This is a genomic window from Microbacterium sp. Bi121, from assembly GCF_918698005.1.
GTDB lineage: Bacteria > Actinomycetota > Actinomycetes > Actinomycetales > Microbacteriaceae > Microbacterium.
On the sequence record NZ_CAKKLJ010000003.1, the window covers coordinates 167,971 to 184,062 of the forward strand.

16 protein-coding genes and 1 tRNA gene are annotated in these 16,092 nt (G+C 68.4%); 9 read left to right on the forward strand and 8 right to left on the reverse strand.

The window, feature by feature from the left end; all coding sequences use genetic code 11:
* Nucleotides 1-59 precede the first annotated feature (59 nt).
* Nucleotides 60-1,223: an aminotransferase class I/II-fold pyridoxal phosphate-dependent enzyme gene (locus LQZ87_RS05750; RefSeq protein ID WP_230102508.1), complete on the forward strand. Its 1,164-nt coding sequence runs from the start codon at nucleotides 60-62 to the stop codon at nucleotides 1,221-1,223.
* A gap of 6 nt (nucleotides 1,224-1,229) precedes the next feature.
* Here LQZ87_RS05750 and LQZ87_RS05755 read toward each other — a convergent pair whose 3' ends face one another.
* On the reverse strand, nucleotides 1,230-2,849 hold the full coding sequence (locus LQZ87_RS05755) for an acyl-CoA dehydrogenase family protein (RefSeq protein WP_230102509.1): 1,620 nt from the start codon (nucleotides 2,847-2,849) through the stop codon (nucleotides 1,230-1,232).
* Nucleotides 2,850-2,896: 47 nt separating this feature from the next.
* Nucleotides 2,897-2,970: transfer RNA gene (locus LQZ87_RS05760), tRNA-Gly, on the reverse strand.
* Nucleotides 2,971-3,120: 150 nt separating this feature from the next.
* On the opposite strand from LQZ87_RS05760, the gene LQZ87_RS05765 reads away from it, so the two are divergent.
* The 5 genes from LQZ87_RS05765 (at nucleotide 3,121) to dcd (ending at nucleotide 7,499) form a co-directional block, all read left to right on the forward strand.
* On the forward strand, nucleotides 3,121-4,080 hold the full coding sequence (locus LQZ87_RS05765; RefSeq protein WP_230102510.1) for an ABC transporter ATP-binding protein: 960 nt from the start codon (nucleotides 3,121-3,123) through the stop codon (nucleotides 4,078-4,080).
* A complete protein-coding gene (locus LQZ87_RS05770) occupies nucleotides 4,077-4,898 on the forward strand; it encodes an ABC transporter permease subunit (protein ID WP_230102511.1) in 822 nt (273 codons plus the stop codon). Before LQZ87_RS05765 ends, LQZ87_RS05770 begins: the two co-directional genes overlap by 4 nt.
* A 67-nt stretch (nucleotides 4,899-4,965) precedes the next feature.
* Nucleotides 4,966-6,177 carry a histidine kinase gene (locus tag LQZ87_RS05775; RefSeq protein ID WP_230102512.1) on the forward strand — a complete coding sequence of 404 codons (1,212 nt, stop codon included), beginning with the start codon at nucleotides 4,966-4,968 and terminating at the stop codon, nucleotides 6,175-6,177.
* Nucleotides 6,174-6,884 (forward strand): response regulator transcription factor, encoded by a 711-nt coding sequence (locus tag LQZ87_RS05780; RefSeq protein ID WP_230102513.1) that lies wholly within the window; start codon nucleotides 6,174-6,176, stop codon nucleotides 6,882-6,884. The genes LQZ87_RS05775 and LQZ87_RS05780 overlap by 4 nt, the downstream gene beginning before the upstream one ends.
* Before the next feature lie 9 nt (nucleotides 6,885-6,893).
* Entirely contained in the window at nucleotides 6,894-7,499 is a 606-nt protein-coding gene (gene dcd / locus LQZ87_RS05785) for a dCTP deaminase (protein WP_230102514.1), read from the forward strand.
* Between the two features lie 16 nt (nucleotides 7,500-7,515).
* Here dcd and LQZ87_RS05790 read toward each other — a convergent pair whose 3' ends face one another.
* On the reverse strand, nucleotides 7,516-7,866 hold the full coding sequence (locus LQZ87_RS05790) for a metalloregulator ArsR/SmtB family transcription factor (RefSeq protein ID WP_230102515.1): 351 nt from the start codon (nucleotides 7,864-7,866) through the stop codon (nucleotides 7,516-7,518).
* A gap of 227 nt (nucleotides 7,867-8,093) precedes the next feature.
* Here LQZ87_RS05790 and LQZ87_RS05795 point away from each other — a divergent pair, with 227 nt between their 5' ends.
* Nucleotides 8,094-8,693, forward strand: a complete 600-nt coding sequence (locus LQZ87_RS05795; protein ID WP_230102516.1) for a hypothetical protein — start codon at nucleotides 8,094-8,096, stop codon at nucleotides 8,691-8,693.
* A 201-nt stretch (nucleotides 8,694-8,894) separates the two neighbouring features.
* Here LQZ87_RS05795 and LQZ87_RS05800 read toward each other — a convergent pair whose 3' ends face one another.
* A complete protein-coding gene (locus LQZ87_RS05800) occupies nucleotides 8,895-9,641 on the reverse strand; it encodes a hypothetical protein (RefSeq protein ID WP_230102517.1) in 747 nt (248 codons plus the stop codon).
* Between the two features lie 89 nt (nucleotides 9,642-9,730).
* On the opposite strand from LQZ87_RS05800, the gene LQZ87_RS05805 reads away from it, so the two are divergent.
* Nucleotides 9,731-10,312 carry a MarR family transcriptional regulator gene (locus tag LQZ87_RS05805; RefSeq protein WP_230102518.1) on the forward strand — a complete coding sequence of 194 codons (582 nt, stop codon included), beginning with the start codon at nucleotides 9,731-9,733 and terminating at the stop codon, nucleotides 10,310-10,312.
* Between the two features lie 34 nt (nucleotides 10,313-10,346).
* Here LQZ87_RS05805 and LQZ87_RS05810 read toward each other — a convergent pair whose 3' ends face one another.
* A complete protein-coding gene (locus LQZ87_RS05810) occupies nucleotides 10,347-11,780 on the reverse strand; it encodes an MFS transporter (RefSeq protein ID WP_230102519.1) in 1,434 nt (477 codons plus the stop codon).
* 63 nt (nucleotides 11,781-11,843) lie between these two features.
* Nucleotides 11,844-12,731 carry an RIO1 family regulatory kinase/ATPase gene (locus LQZ87_RS05815; protein ID WP_230102520.1) on the reverse strand — a complete coding sequence of 296 codons (888 nt, stop codon included), beginning with the start codon at nucleotides 12,729-12,731 and terminating at the stop codon, nucleotides 11,844-11,846.
* Between the two features lie 258 nt (nucleotides 12,732-12,989).
* Between LQZ87_RS05815 and LQZ87_RS05820 the strand changes: the two genes are divergently transcribed.
* The gene (locus LQZ87_RS05820; RefSeq protein ID WP_230102521.1) at nucleotides 12,990-14,192 is read left to right on the forward strand and encodes an MFS transporter; all 1,203 of its coding nucleotides are present in this window, start codon (nucleotides 12,990-12,992) and stop codon (nucleotides 14,190-14,192) included.
* Here LQZ87_RS05820 and LQZ87_RS05825 read toward each other — a convergent pair.
* Together LQZ87_RS05825 and LQZ87_RS05830 are read right to left on the reverse strand one after the other, a co-directional pair.
* Nucleotides 14,189-15,055: an AraC family transcriptional regulator gene (locus tag LQZ87_RS05825; RefSeq protein ID WP_230102522.1), complete on the reverse strand. Its 867-nt coding sequence runs from the start codon at nucleotides 15,053-15,055 to the stop codon at nucleotides 14,189-14,191. The genes LQZ87_RS05820 and LQZ87_RS05825 overlap by 4 nt on opposite strands.
* A 60-nt stretch (nucleotides 15,056-15,115) precedes the next feature.
* Nucleotides 15,116-16,033 carry an alpha/beta hydrolase gene (locus tag LQZ87_RS05830; RefSeq protein WP_230102523.1) on the reverse strand — a complete coding sequence of 306 codons (918 nt, stop codon included), beginning with the start codon at nucleotides 16,031-16,033 and terminating at the stop codon, nucleotides 15,116-15,118.
* Nucleotides 16,034-16,092: the final 59 nt, after the last annotated feature.

A 16,092-nucleotide genomic window follows, 5' to 3' on the forward strand; every position in this document is an offset into this window, starting at 1 on the left:
CACTGATACGAGAGCGGCCGACGGTTGACCCGTCGGCCGCTCTCGTATTGTCTGGGGAGATGAGTCACCCGCACGCATTCGACGAGATCACGGAGCTCGACCTCAGGGCGGCCGGCAGCGTGAAGTGGACGATGTTCCCTGACACGATCGGCGCCTTCGTGGCCGAAATGGACTTCGGCGTTGCGCCGGCGATCACCGAATCGATCGATGAGTCGCTGAAGGCCGGGCTCACCGGATATCTGCCCCAGCATCTGGCGGTCGAACTCCAGGAGGCGACAGCGCGCCGCTACGGCGAGCACCACGGTTGGCACATCACGGGTGACCAGGTGCGTCTCGTTGCCGACGTCATCGTGGCGCTCGAGTTCACGATCAAGAACTTCACCTCACCGGATGCCGCGATCATCGTTCCGACTCCGGCGTACATGCCGTTCCTCTCGGTGCCGCCCCGACTAGGGCGGCGGGTTGTCGAGGTGCCCAGCATCCAGGTGGGCGGTCGCTGGGTCATGGATCTCGACGGCGTCGCCGCGGCGTTCGCGAACGGCGGCGAGCTGCTCGTGCTGTGCAATCCGCACAATCCCCTCGGTACCGTGGCGACACGCGATGAGCTGGTGGCCATCGCCGACATCGTGGCGGATGCCGGGGGTCGCGTGTTCTCGGACGAGATCCACGCACCACTCGTCTACGCGCCGGCGTCGCACATTCCCTACGCGTCGGTGTCTCCCGTAGCCGCCGGGCACACGGTGACTGCAGCATCCGCTTCGAAGGCCTGGAACCTCGCCGGCCTGAAATGCGCTCAGATAATCTTCTCCGACGCCGCATCGCTTGAGCTCTGGGAGGCGGACGGCGGGTGGACGGGGCACGGCACCTCGACCACAGGGGCGATCGCGAACCTCGCCGCATACACGTCAGGAGGCGCGTGGCTCGATGAGGTCGTCTCGTATCTCGACGGCAACAGGCGACTGCTGGTCGAACTCGTCGAGAAGCTGCCTGGCGTGCAGGTCACGATGCCGGGGGGGACGTACATCGCGCTGCTCGACTTCAGGGAGTCCGGGCTGACCGGAGATCTCGGACTGTGGTTCCGCGAGCACGCCGGCGTCGCGATGACCGACGGGGCCGCATGCGGCGAGGCGGCGATCGGGTTCACCCGCTTCGTGTTCGCGACGCCGCGGCCGATTCTGCGCGAGGCCGTTGAGCGGATCGGCCGTGCGCTGCGCGAGCGCTGACTTCGCTCAGGCGCGCGCGGTGATGGCCGTGGCATCCACTCCTCGTGGCAGCGCGCCGTACAGCGCCCCGCCGAACGGGTCGCCCGACAGGCGCGTGGCGCAGAACGCATCCGCGACGGCGTGAGGAGCGTCGCGGACGAGCAGTGAACCCTGCAGTGCGAGCGCGAGGGATGCGACGAGGCGGCGTGCCGCGGCATCCGGAACCGGGTCGGATGCCACCTCTCGGGCGAGCCCGCGCGTGTGCTCGATCCATGCGTCCAGGCGTGCATCGGCACCAGCGGCACGCGACACTTCCATGTCGAAGGCGGCGAACGAGACAGTGTCGCGGTCGAGCGCACGCAGCACGTCGAGGGCGATCACGTTGCCGGAGCCCTCCCACACGGCCATGACGGGCTGCTCGCGGTAGCGCATCGCCAGAGGAAAGGCCTCGGTGTAGCCGTTGCCGCCGAGGCACTCGAGCGCCTCGGCGGCGTGGCCGGGGCCGCGCTTGCAGATCCAGTACTTGGCCACCGCGGTGGCGAGGCGCCGGAATGCGATCTCCTCGTCGGAGGCATCGTCGTCGTGCGCGCGGGCGAGCCGCAGCGCGGTCGCAGTCGCAGCCTCGGCCTCGAGCTGCAGGTCGGCGATGACAGCGGTCATCGCGGGCTGGTCGATGAGCGTTCGCCCGAACGCAGAGCGGTGCCGCGCGTGCCACGTGGCTTCGGCGGTCGCCTGACGCATGCCGGCGGTCGATCCGAGTACGCAGTCCAGTCGGGTGCGGGCGACCATGTCGATGATGGTGCGCACGCCGCGCCCTTCCTCGCCGACGAGGGTGGCGACCGCATCCTCGTACTCGACCTCGCTCGACGCGTTCGCGCGGTTGCCGAGCTTGTCCTTGAGGCGCTGGATGCGGATGCCGTTGCGCGAGCCGTCGTCCAGGACGCGCGACAGGAGGAAGCACGACAGGCCGCCGGGCGCCTGTGCGAGGACGAGGAAGGCGTCGGACATAGGGGCTGAGCAGAACCACTTGTGTCCGTTGAGCCGGTACCGGCCGTCGCCGATCGGCGTGGCGGTCGTCATATTGGCGCGGACGTCCGACCCGCCCTGCTTCTCAGTCATCGCCATGCCGAACAGTGCGCTGTGCTTCTCCGTGCTCAGAGCGGGGCCGTATGTGGTGCTGAAGACGCGCGGGAGCCAGCCGACCGCGGCCTCCGCGTGCTGCTGCAGCACCGGCACGACCGCATGCGTCATCGAGACGGGGCAGGCGTGGCCCGGTTCGATCTGGGCGTAGAGCATGAAGGTCGCTGCCCTCGCGACGTTCGCCCCCGGCATCGGCTCGACGTAGGCGCTGGTGTGCGCTCCGTCAGCGACGGCCGCGCCGATGATCCGGTGGTAGGCGTCGTCGTACTCGACCTCATCGATGCGGTGGCCGTAGCGGTCATGGGTGTGGAGGACCGGCTCGTGCCGGTTCGCGCGCTCCGCGTCGCGCTGGAAGGATGCCGTGCCCACCCGCTGCCCTGTCAGGTGCAGACGATGGTGGGCCCAAGCGGCATCATGGCGCTCGACGCCCTCGACGAGAGCGGTGTTCGTGGCGTACTCGTCGAGGTCCGAGCGGAGCGGAGACTGATTCACGACGTCGTGAGGCATGAAGCCATCGAATCAGACCGGGCGGTCGTTGTCAGGTGAGGTTCACGTGGAGGGACTGACGGGAATCGAACCCGCGCTATCTGCTTGGGAAGCAGAAGTTCTACCATTGAACTACAGTCCCGCGGCCTTGCGGCGCCTGGCCAGCATAACAAACGTCGGCATTGCGGCGGACACGTCGGCCAGTGTGGCACCACGGTGCCACACGCGCGGGTTGAAGGTTCATCCTTCAGGCGGACGCGCGCGCATGGCTTCGCCGCATAGCGTCGAAGCCATGATCACAGCAGAGGGCCTCGGCAAGAGGTACGGAGACAAGACGGCCGTCGATGACGTGTCCTTCACCGTGCGTCCGGGAAGCGTCACCGGCTTCCTGGGACCGAACGGAGCGGGCAAGTCCACCACGATGCGCATGATCGTCGGACTCGATCGGCCCAGTACCGGGCGCGTCACCGTGAACGGACAGGATTATCGTCGGCTGCGGGCCCCGCTCACCGAGGTGGGTGTTCTGCTCGACGCCAAGGCGGTCCACACCGGCCGTTCGGCCCGCAATCACCTGCGAGCGATGGCCGCAACCCACGGCATCCCGTCATCGCGCGTGGACGACGTCATCGACATCACCGGCATCGCCTCCGTGGCGCGCAAGCGCGCGGGCAAGTTCTCGCTCGGCATGGGCCAGCGTCTCGGCATCGCCGCGGCCCTTCTCGGCGACCCGCACACGCTGATCCTCGACGAGCCCGTCAACGGGCTCGACCCCGAGGGCGTCCGCTGGGTGCGCCAGTTCGTGCGCCACGCGGCATCCGAGGGACGCACGGTTCTGCTTTCCAGCCATCTGATGAGCGAGATGGCTCAGACGGCCGACCACGTGATCGTGCTCGGCCGCGGCAAGGTGCTCGCGGATGCCGCGCTGCCCGATCTCGTGCGCTCCTGGACCACGGCGCGCGTGCGCCTGCGCAGCCCGCGTGCCGCTGAGCTCTCCCAATTGCTGAGCGCAGGCGCTGCTTCGACCTCGACGGTGGTCGAAGTTACGACCTCAGCCCCCGACACCCTCGACGTCACGGGCATCGAGGCCTCGCGCATCGGCGACCTCGCCGCCGAGCGCGGCATCCCACTGCACGAACTGACCCCCACCACAGGGTCCCTCGAAGACGCCTACCTCGCCCTCACCGGCGAAGCCGTCGAGTACCGGACCCGCGGTGTCGAAACGTCCGACACTGACAACCAGGAGCCCTCATGACTGCCACAGCCACCGCTGAGCCGACGCGGGAGACTCGCGTTCAGGCATCCCCGTACCGTCTGACCTTCGTCCGGCAGCTGCGCAGCGAGCTGATCAAGCTCACCACCGTGCGCTCCACCTGGTGGTCAGTGGGAATCGTCCTCCTGCTCACCGTGGGGATAGCCATGATGATCGCGTCCGCGATCGACATGCCCGGCTACCCCGGCATCCAGGCGGTCATCAGCCCGATCCAGTTCACGATGCTGCTCGCCGGGATCCTCGGGGCGATCGCGGTCACGGGCGAGTACTCGACCGGAATGATCCGCTCCACGCTCTCCGCCGATCCGGTCCGCGGCTCGGTGCTCGCGGCGAAGTCGATCGTGCTGGCCGTCTTCATGTTCGTGGTCTCGCTCGTCACGTTCCTGGCCGCGGCCCTTGCCGTGAGCCCCATCCTCGGTTCCAAGGACATGGCGATCGACTGGTCGGATGCCGAGATGTCGGTGTTCCCGATCCTCGCAGCCTCCGTGTCGATGGCGGTCTTCGCCCTCATCGGCGTCGCGTTCGGTTTCTTGCTGCGGTCCGGGGCCGGCGCGATCGCCGCCACCGTGGGACTGCTGTTCGTCCTGCCGATCGTGGTCAGCATGTTCGGCATGGCAGGCCCGGATTGGCAGTGGATCCTCGACGCAGGCGACTACCTGCCGATGACCGCAGCGCAGAGCGTGATCATCCCCCAGGACGGCAATGGTCTCGACGTGTCGACCGGATACCTCGCGCTCGCCGGTTGGGTGGTCGCAGGGATGCTGGCGGCCTGGGCTGTGCTTCGCGGACGCGACGCGTGACGTACTGGTCCCGCCCGATCGGGCGGGACCAGTAATGCGGTCCGCGATGACGAAATAGGGTCAGTTCATGGCGAACACCTCGGACGAGCAGCTCCAGCTGCCGCGTCCCCCGGGCGCGATCCGGCGTTTCTGGGCGCGGCATCCGGTATTCGCGGATGTGTTGATCGCCCTGTTCTGCCTGATCACCTCACTTGTGCCGGCCACGACGTTCCGCACCTCAGGCGTCCTCGCCGCAGTGGCGATGCCCATCGCGGTGCTCGTCGCCTGCGTTCTTCTGCTCCGTCGACGCCGGTGGCCGGTGGTCGCATTCGCCGCGGCCTGGGTGGTGTCGGTCTGCTACCTCTTCGAGAGCGTTCCCGTGGGCGGCCCGCTGATACTGGTCGCCACGTATTCGCTCGCGGTCTACCGCTCCACCAAGGCGTGCTGGACGGGCTTGGCGATCGGCCTGTCATCCCTCGCTCTCCTCTCCTTCACCCTGTCGAGCCTCGGAGTCATCACGCTCAACATCGCGTTGAACGCCGTTATCGGTGAACTGGTGATGGGCCTGATCGGCGGACTCATCGGCATCAATGTCGGAGGCCGCAAGCGCTACGTCGAGGCGATCATCGATCGCTCCCGGCAGCTGCTCGTCGAACGCGACCAGCACGCTCAGCTCGCCGCTGCGGCAGAACGCGACCGCATCGCCCGCGAGATGCACGACATCGTCTCCCATTCGCTGACCGTGGTGGTCGCGCTTTCCGAAGGCGCCGCCGCGACCGCCGACGCCTCGCGTGCGCAGGCGGCGTCGACCGCTGCCGCCGCGACCGCCAGAACTGCCCTAACTGAGATGCGTTCCATGCTCGGTGTGCTGCGTGAGGGCGGTGCGGATGCTCCACTCGCGCCGCTCGAACCGACGAGTCCGGCCGAGACCGTGGCCACGGCGCAGCGGGCGGGATTCGCCGCGTCTCTCACGGTGCGCGGCGACCCGGAGATGCCGCCGGCGCTGCGGTTCGCCGTCAGCCGAATCGTCCAGGAGGGAGTCACGAACGCCATGCGTCACTCCGCTGGGGCCAGCAGGATCGATGTGCGCATCGCCCACGACGCGGATCCGATCGTCATCGAGATCGTGAACGATGGAGTCCACCGGGCGGCATCCGAGGGCGGGTTCGGGCTGCGCGGGCTGGCGGAGCGGGCCGCTCTCCTCGGCGGGATGGTCGTGTCCGCGCCTGCCGGGAACGGACGATGGATGCTGCGCGCCGAACTGCCGACGTCGCCGCCTGCGGGCGGGGGGCACTCATGATCCGCCTGCTGCTGGTCGATGACCAAGCCCTCATCCGCGTCGGTTTCCGGATGGTGCTTGAAGCGGAGCCCGATCTGTCCGTCGTCGGCGAAGCAGCCGACGGCGCCGCGGCGATCGCGCTCGCCGCTGAGTTGGAGCCGGATGTCGTTCTCATGGACGTGCGGATGCCGAACCTCGACGGGATCGCCGCCACCGCGGAGATCGTGCGGCACCACCCTGGCAGCCGCGTGCTCGTGCTCACCACGTTCGATCTCGACGAGTACGCATTCGCCGCGATCCGCGCCGGAGCGGGCGGGTTCCTGTTGAAGGACGCGCAGCGTCAGGAGCTCGTCGCCGCGGTGCGCGCCGTGCATCGTGGCGACGCTGTGCTGGCGCCGCGGGTCACGCGTGCGCTGCTGGATCGGCTGAACTCTCAGAAGCCTCTGAACTCTCAGAATTCTGCGGACGAGTCGGCCGCGCATTCTCCCGCGCCCACCGGCGATCCGACCGCAGTGCTCACCGAACGCGAGCACGACGTCTTCGTCGCCATCGCCCAGGGGCTCACGAACAGCGAGATCGCGGAGCGGCTGTTCCTCAGCGAATCGACGGTGAAGACGCATGTCGGCCGTGTGCTCGCGAAACTCGACGCACGCGACCGCATCCACGTCGTGATCCTCGCGCACCGTCTCGGCTTGGTCGATCCGGATGCTCCCCTCGCGCCCCAGTAGGCTGAACGCGTGCTTCTCAGCGATCGCGACATCAAGGCAGAACTCGCATCCGGCCGGATCGGTCTGAACCCGCATGAGCCGGAGATGATCCAGCCGTCGAGCATCGACGTGCGCCTGGACCGCTACTTCCGCCTGTTCGACAACCACAAGTACCCGTTCATCGACCCGGCAGAGGATCAGCCGGAGCTGACTCGGCTGATCGAGGTCAAACCCGACGAGCCCTTCATCCTGCACCCCGGAGAGTTCGCGCTCGGCGCCACGTTCGAGCAGGTCAGTCTCGCCGACGACATCGCCGCTCGCCTCGAGGGCAAGTCGTCACTCGGACGCCTCGGTCTGATCACCCATTCGACCGCGGGCTTCATCGACCCCGGATTCACCGGACACGTCACCCTCGAGCTCGCGAACGTCGCGACGCTGCCGATCAAGCTGTGGCCGGGGATGAAGATCGGGCAGCTCTGCTTCTTCCGCCTGACGTCGGCTGCGGAGAACCCGTACGGCTCCGGTCCGTACGGCAACCGGTACCAGGGGCAGCGCGGGCCGACGGCATCCCGATCGTTCCAGAACTTCCACCGCACCGACGTCGGCACGATCGACGCGGGGTCGCTCGGCGGCTGATGAGCAGACTGCTGGGTCAGACCGATCGCAGCAGCCCGGCAACGCTGTCGAGCGCGCCCGGCACCAGGCGGTAGTACGCCCAGGTACCGCGCTTCTCACGAGTGAGGTAGCCGGCATCCACCAGGATGCGCAGGTGGTGAGACACGGTCGACTGCTGGAGCCCGAGAGGTTCAGTGAGGTCGCAAACGCAGGCCTCGGCGTCGGCGTGTGCGGCGACCATCGACAGCAGTCGCAGCCGGGCCGGATCGGCCAGTGCCTTGATCGCGCCCGATAGGCGCGTGGCGTTCTCGACGGTGATCGGCGAGGTGGTGAGCGGCGAACAGCACGCCGCCACGTCGCGCACGGGAAGGAGGTCAGCCAAGGTCACCAGGCCATCGTCTCACACGCATTGACAAACGTCGATGTATTGCCTCACCCTTAGATCGATGTTCATCGATGAAGACGGGAGGTGCGCCATGTCCACGGAGGAGAACGAATGCTGCGGCGGAATTCCCTGCTGCTGAACCTGTGCGGGCCCCCGCCTCGCGGTGGGGGCCCGCATGGAGTCGACGTCCAGTGGGTGACGAACGCGACGGTCGCCCGTAGGATCGAGGCGTGACCGGCGATGAAACCGAGAACGTTCCCGAACCGACGACGGATGCCGCGGCAGCTGCGCCCGCGCCGGAAGCAGACCTGACGGCGAAGGCACCGCCTGCGCCACCTGTTCCCTCTGCGGTGGATCCCTACGCCGTCCCGGAGCCGGAGACGGTCGCGGTCCCCGACGCCGAAGCGGCCATCGAGGAATTCGAAGTGCCGCCGCCGCCGGCGTTCGAGTCGGCATCGCCGCCTCCGATCCCGGAGCCCGTCATCCCGCCGTCATCGTCCGAGGACGCAGGATCGGATGCGGATGGCGCGCCTGCGCTGCGCAAGCGCCGCACCTGGGCACCGAACGACACGTGGACCTCCGCGTCGTCCCACAAGCAGGAGGCCGTGCCGCCGACCGCTGCGCAGAAGGCTGAGATGCGCGCGGCTGCGTCACGCGCCGCGACGGCTCGCGACGAAGCGACTCGGAACTACGTCAGCCCCGCCGCAGGCGGGACCGATGGCGCCAGCTATCGCGGCTGGACCGTGGCGATCTACCTCGGGCTCGCGGTGCTGTTCTTCGGCGCCATCGGGTTCATGGTCGCCCTGGGTATCCCGGGCTCCGGCGGCTGAAGCCGCGAGCATCCGACCGATCGCCGCCCGAGACGGCGATGGCAGAAGGGTTTCCCGTCTCGCGAGAGCGTGCCACCCGAGAAAACCCTCTCCTATCGGTAGCGCCCTGACGCGGCGTGGGTCCGAGCGTGCCGACGCAGGCGAAGAACGTCGGTTGCGAGTATTCACAACCGACGTTTTCCTTCTCGCCAGAATGGCGGGTCAGCGGTCGTCGCGACCGCGGCTGAGCCCGGCCTCGAAGCCGCGCTCATAGGCGCCCCGCGCGAACCGCGCGAACCGCGCTCCGCCGTGGTCGCGACCGTTGTGACCGTGACCGTTGTGGCAATGACCGGCGTGTCCGTAACTGCCGTGCGGGGTGTGACCGTGGTGGCCGCGACCCTCGCCGTGAGCGAATGGGTGCCTGTCGTGACGGCACTCACCGCGCTCGTCGAAGCCACGTCCTTCGAAGTCGGGCGCGCCGTGCCCGGCGTGTTCGTGCTCGAATCCGCGCGGGCCGAATCCGTGACGGCCGAAACCGTGACGATGCCCGCCGCCGCGGGGCAGTGGCGTGTTCTCGTCCCAGCCGAATGCGCGGGCGAGCTGCTCGAGCGTCGCGATCGTGGTGGCGAGATCCTCGGCGGGAACCGCGTCGGCGACCTTCGCACGGATGCCCTCGACGATGCCGCCCAGGCGCTCCTTGGCGTCACGGCCTTCGTCGGTGAGGGCCCAACTGCCATCGGCATCCGTCACCCAACCGAGCTCGATGAGTCGGCTCAACTTGTGCACCGGCAACGGACGGGCGTCGGGCTCGACGGTGCTGGCGACGCGGTTCAGCATCCGCCAGTCGCGACGCGTGACCCCGAAGGATTCGAAGGCTGTGGCGAACTCGGCCGCCATGAGGCGGTCGACGGCCTTGAGCCAGTATCCGAAGGGGCGGGGGCTCTGTTCGTTGTTCTCAGTGGTGTTCATGAGAGAAGTCCTTTGCTTGTAACTGTGCATGTATATGTAGTGTGACATGCAATGTGGATCCATGTCAAGTCGCATGTAAAGTTGAGTTCGTGAGCAACGAGAATCCCGACCCGGCAGAAGCCATCGCGCACGCCCTTTCGCGCCTGCGCGGGCGGCGCTCCTTCGGCCCGCGCGCGCATGGGCATGGGCACGGGCACGGCGGTCCGCACGGCGAGCATGGCCCGCATGAGCACGGGACCCATGAGCACGACCGGGGATTCCGCGGTGCGCCAGGATTCGGTCCGGGAATCGGCGCGCCGCCGTGGGCCGGCGTGACCGGCGGCCCAGGAGGTCGCCTGGGGGGCCCGGCGTGGATCCGGATGCTGGACGCTCTCGCCGCGGCATCCGAACCGCTGAGCGTCAGCGCGCTCGGCGAGGCGATCGGCGTCGACCAGCCGCGGGCATCACGACTCGTGCAGCAGGGCGTTCAGCGCGGACTCGTGCAGCGCGAGGCCGACCCGGAGGACGGCCGCCGCACACGCATCGCGCTCACCGATGAGGGGCGCCGCATCGCGCGGGGCATGCGCGGCGAACGGCGTGAGGTGCTCTCTAAGGCACTCGAGTCGTTCACGGACGAAGAGAAGAACGAGCTCGCCAGGCTGCTCGCCAAGCTCGCCGACAACTGGACCTGATCAGAGACTGCGCCTGATCAGAGACCGGGCCTGATCAGACCCCGACGTCCTTCGGGAACCTCACGAACAGCAGCAGGATCAGGCCGAGGAGCAGGATCAGCCCGATTCCGAGCACGCCGTATACGATCCCGCCGAACCACATCAGGAACAGCGACCAGGCCAGCGGCGACAGGAACGAGGCCACGCGTCCCGTCGTCGCGTACAGGCCGAAGATCTCGCCCTGCTGACTCGGCGGCGTCAACCGCGTGAGCAGGCTGCGGCTGGCGGCCTGTGTCGGTCCGACGAACGCGCACAGCAGCAGGCCGCAGATCCAGAACACGATCGTCCCGAGGTCCTTGAGCGCGTAGACGACGAAGGCCATCGCGACCAGGCCGCTGAGGGCGATCACGATCAGGCGGCGTGGTCCGATCCTGTCGTCGAGGCGTCCGGCGAGCAGCGTCGAGATGCCGGCGACGAGGTTCGCGGCGAGGCCGAAGATGATGACCTCGAGGAAGGAGAACCCGAATCCCTGGGCCGCGAGAACGGCGCCGAACGCGAACACTCCGGCCAGCCCATCGCGGTAGACCGCCGCTGACAGCATGAACCAGAACGTCGAGCGGTTGGTGCGGAAGAGCTTCGCGATGTTCTGCGCCAGCACGACGTACGAGCGGAAGAAGCCCACCTTCTGCGAGTTGCCGTACGCGGGCGACTCGGGCACGTTGCGGAACATCGGGATCGAGAAGACGATCGTCCACACCGCGCAGATGACCGCCACGAGCTTGAAGGCGAGTGGCTCGCTCTGGCCGACGACGAACAGCACCGGGATGCACACGATCAGGGCGACGACGCCGCCGATGTACCCCAGGCCCCAGCCGAGCCCTGAGATGCGCCCGACGTTCTTCGGCGTCGAAACCTCGGAGAGCATCGCGTAGTAGCTGACGTTGCCGATCTCGCTGACGACTGCTGCGATCGCGACGGCGAAGGCGCCGAACCAGAAGTAGCTCGGGTCGGCCTCGACGAAGAAGAGCGCGAACTGCAGCAGGGCGACGCCGATCGTCGCGCCGATCACCCACTTCTTCTTGTTGCCGCGGGCGTCGGCCTGCTGACCGAGCACGGGCGCCAGCACGAGGATCACGATGCCGGCGGCGAAGTTCGCCCATCCCCACCAGGCCGACAGGTCGGTGAGGCCCCGGCAGTAGTCCGATCCGATGTACTCGGCCTGGTTGCAGTTCATGTAGCTGCCGTCGGCGAGCAGCCCCGACGCGCGCACGTCATCGTCGAGGAACATTCGCGACGTCAGGTACAGCGCGATCCAGACGAAGGTCAGGATGACGGTGTTGAACGGCTGCAGCGCCCAGTCCCACATCGCCCAGGACACGACCTGCTTCCGCGTGGCGCTCGGCGCACCCTCGTGCTCGCGCCCGAAGGCCGTCATCGCGGCCGTGCTGATCGGCGTCTCCGCGGCAGGCCCAGCGTGCTCATCGCTCATGCTCGAAGTCTGGCCGCGTCCGGTGAACGGTGGGTAGCGGCGCGCCGACAGCGCCCGCGAGCTCTACGCGTAGGACGCGGCCATGAGCTCGGCGAACAGCTCTTCCGCGTCGCACTCCACGCGGTGCCTGGCGAACCAATCGCACACGTTGACGCAATCGCGGTGCAGCAGATCCAGCCCCTGAGGGTTCGCGATGATGTCGACGATCTGCGGCAGATCGATCACCCGCACGCGCCCCTCGTGCACGAGGAGGTTGTAGGGCGACAGGTCTCCGTGCGCGAAGCCGGCGCCGGCGAAGATGTGCATGAGCTCGACGACCTGTGCGAAGCAGTCGGCGAGTTCGGTCTTGCCGCCGCGGATCTGCGCGAGGCGGGGCGCGGCCGCGCCGTCTGCGCCGATGAACTCCATCAGCACCTCGGAACCGTTGACCTGCACGGGGTAGGGGACGGGGGCCCCGAGCTCCCACATGCGGCTCAGGGCGCCGAACTCGGCGAACGACCACTCGGCCGCAGCCACCTCACGACCGAACGCCGTCTTCTTCGCCAGGGCTCGGGCGTCGCGAGACTTCTGCACGCCCCTGCCCTCGGTGTAGATGCCGGACCGATGGAAGGACCGGTGCTCAGAGCTGCGATAGCGCTTCGCCGCGAGCGGGGTGCGCGCGGTCGCGTCGCCAGGGACGGCTCGTTCGATGAGGAAGACGTCCGCCTCCTTGCCGGTCTTGAGAACGCCGAGCTCGGTGTCGATCGCGCCGGCGGAAGTCACGACCCACTCGGGCCAGGGCAGCGGACCCCGCTCAGACGGGGTGATCGCCGGCCAGGTGGTCCAGCGCTGGTCTTCGCCGGGTTCGACATCGGCGAAGGTGATGGATTCATCGAACTCGAGCGACGGGTCAAAGGAGTGCGAGGTGTCGAAAGGGACAGAAGCGTCGAAGGACGCGAAGGGTTCAGTCACGGTGGTCTGCTCCGAAAGGGAGGCCACGCGCGGATCAGGAGCGGGCGGCCTCGAGGGGAAGGGTGTCGGCGAGGGGCGCGACAACGACAGTGCTCATGTCACGGCTCCTCTCTCGCGGACTTTCTTCCGGGGGTCCCGGCGCACGAGAGAGCTTAGGCCGACCCGTCGCGCCTGTAAAGGTTCGCGCTCCGGACGATCGGTCGGTTGCGGCGGACGCTCGGTCGGGCGCGGCATCCCCGCACCTGCGAACGTGGAACCATGACAACGACCGCGCCCATCCCCGTCACCACGCCGAGCACTGCCGAGCGCATCCGCTACGGCGCGCTCATCGTCGTGATGATGCTGAGCTTCCTCCTCGTCACGGCGGAGTTCCTTCCCAACGGCATGCTCACCGAGATGGCCGACGGCCTCGGTGTCACGCCGGGGCAGGCGGGGCAGACCGTGACGGTCACCGCGCTGGTCGGACTCATCGTCGCCCCAACGGTCGGGATGGTGTTCCCTCGTCTGGACCGTCGCTCACTGCTGGTCTGGATGGCGCTCGCCGCCGCGGCATCCAACCTCATCGTCGCGATCGCGCCGAACCTGATCCTCGTGCTGCTCGCCCGGTTCCTGCTGGGTGCGGCGCTCAGCACCTTCTGGTCGATGTCGATCACCGTCGCCGTGCGCATCGCAGGGCCCGAGCGGCTCGGCCGCGCGGTGATGTTCACCTCGGCGGGAACCTCGCTCGCCACCGTCGCCGGAGTACCGGTGGGCGTGATGCTGAGCGAGCTGATGGACTGGCGCGCGGTGTTCGCCCTCGCCGGCATCGTCACGGGGCTCCTCGCGATCGCGCTGCGGACGATGCTGCCGCCCGTGCCGGCCGCTCAGGTGTCGAGCTTCGGACTGCTGCTCGACACGATCCGCCGTCCTGGTGTGGGACTCGGCCTCGCCGGTCACGTGCTGGTCGTGCTCGGACATTTCCTCGCGTACACGTACATCCGTCTCGCACTCGAGCGGATGCCGGATGTCGATGGCGGCACGATCGTGCTGCTGCTGGCACTGTTCGGCATCGGCGGTCTGGTCGGCAACCTCACGATCGGCCTGATCGTGGACCGGACGTTCCGGCTCTTCGCCGTGCTCGCGCCCGCCGTGATCGCCGTCACCGTCGCTGCGACGATCCTGCTGTCGGGCTCGGTGTTCGGCGTCGGCATCGCAGTGTTCGTGTGGGGGTTCTTCTTCGCCTCGTGGCTGATCGTCGTGAACACCTGGGTGGGGCACCGGATGCCGGACCGCCTCGAGGCCGGCGGGAGCCTGGTCGTCGTCGGATTCCAGGCGGCGATCATGATCGCGGCCGGGGTCGGAGGAATCCTGGTCGACAGCATCGGGGTGGAGCCGTCGTACGGGCTCGGAGCCGCAGCGCTGGTGGTGGGAGCCGTGCTGTTCGGCGCGTCCAATCGGGCGCGCGGTGCCGGCGTCGCCTAGGCCGAGACCGGCGTGCGCCCGCGCTGTCTCCAGCGCGACGGAGCGACGCCCGTCGCCTTCCGGAACGCACGGCTGAATCCCTCGTCGGAGTTGTAGCCGAGGCGACGCGAGGTGTCCGAGACGGAGCTGCCGGCCTCCAGCATCCTCTTCGCCGACTCCATGCGCACCTCGGTGACGTAGCTCGCGGGCGAGCGGCCGAGGGTCGTGTGGAAGCGCGACGCGAACACCGATCGCGACATGGCGCCGATGCCGGCGAGCATCTCGACCGTCCACTCGCGACCGGGCTCCTGGTGGATGGCCTCGACGACGCGGTCGAGGAAGGCGTCGCCAGTCCGCGAGGGCCAGCCCTCCGGGGCGCACCCGATCGTCGACCACGCGTGGATCACGGACTGCAGCAGGGTCGTCGCCATCATGCGGCAGATCACCAGGTCGCCGTCGCGCTCAGGCGAATGGATCGCTCCCTCCACGCCGATGTGCTGCGCGAGTGCGGCCGCAGCCGGCTCGAGCTCATCGAAGCGACGGATCCATGCGATGTCGGGGAGCAGAGCGCGCAGGTGCGCTGCTTCGTCGGCCAGTGCCAGGCGCGAGACCAGAACCCCTGCCCCGGTCGGCACGCGAAGAGTGAGCGGGCTCTGCCCAGAGACGAGAAGCACGTCGCCCGAGGAGAGGGCATCGGGATGGGCGGCACCGGTCGGCAGGTGCACGTCGCCCGCGATCACGTAGATCACCGAGAGCGCATCGGGTTCGAGCGCGATGACCTCGTCGGCGGAGGCGAGAACGCGTATCTGCGAGCGGATGCGGATGGTGAGATCGCCCAGCAGCCGCTCCAGGGCGTCCTGCCGAGCGGCGACGGGTGCTGGCATCGCGACGAGGCTCATGGTTCAGGAAACCTGAGGTCGGCCCCGGGTATTCCAGGAGCCGCCTCAGGGGCGCATCTCGGACGCGGTTCGAGCGGGACGGGCGTCGCCGATGAATGCCGCATCCACCGCCCGCACGCCGCCCGATGCGAAGGCCAGAACGGCGTCGAGTGCTTCATCGGAGGCGAGGATGCGGTTGTGCCCCTGGCCGCGCGTGAGCAGCAGCCGCGAACTCGCGCCGTGCGCGTCGTGCAGCGCGAGCGCGTTCGAGGCGTCGAGTGCGCGGTCGCCGGTGTCGTGGACGACGAGCAGTTCGGTGTCGGCAGGCAGCGGATGCGCGAGCGAGTCGAACAGCGCGTCGGCCTCGGCCCGCTGCAAACCGAGGCGGCTGTAGAACGCGGATTCGAAGGCGCTTCGCGCGGCTGGCGACAGCCCCATCGTCCGTGCGAACTCGGTGTGGAAGGCATCCACCCGACCGGCCCCGGCGATGGACACCACTCGCGGGGCGTCGACGCCGTCGCGGACGGCGGCGAGAGCGGCGAACGCTCCGAACGAATGCCCGACGACGAGATCGAACGGGCCTTCCTGGCGGGTGAGCAGCTGGGCGGCGGCGATCCAGTCGCGGGCGTCGGTTCGCCTCCCGGACGAGCCGCCGTGTGCAGGGGCGTCGAAGGCGTGCACGCGGAACCCCTCCGAGACGAGATCACGCACCAGCGTCGCGAACTGCGATGCGCGTCCGTGCCAGCCGTGCATGAGCAGCGCGGCGCGCGTGCCCGTGCCCCATCGGTAGGTCTGCAGCTCATTGCCTCGCACCTCGACCACGTCGCGTCGAGCGGCGAAGTGCGTGATGTCATCCTCAGCGCGCACCCGCGTGCGCGGATGCGTCGAGAAGAACAGGGGAACGGCGAGACGACCGCCGATGGCGGCGGATGCTGCGGCGGCGAGGCGGATGCCGCCGACCGCGAGCTTGGTCGTTGTCGACACGAGTTGCTCCTATCTATACGAACGATCGTGCATAGACTATATGAACGATCGTTCGTAGA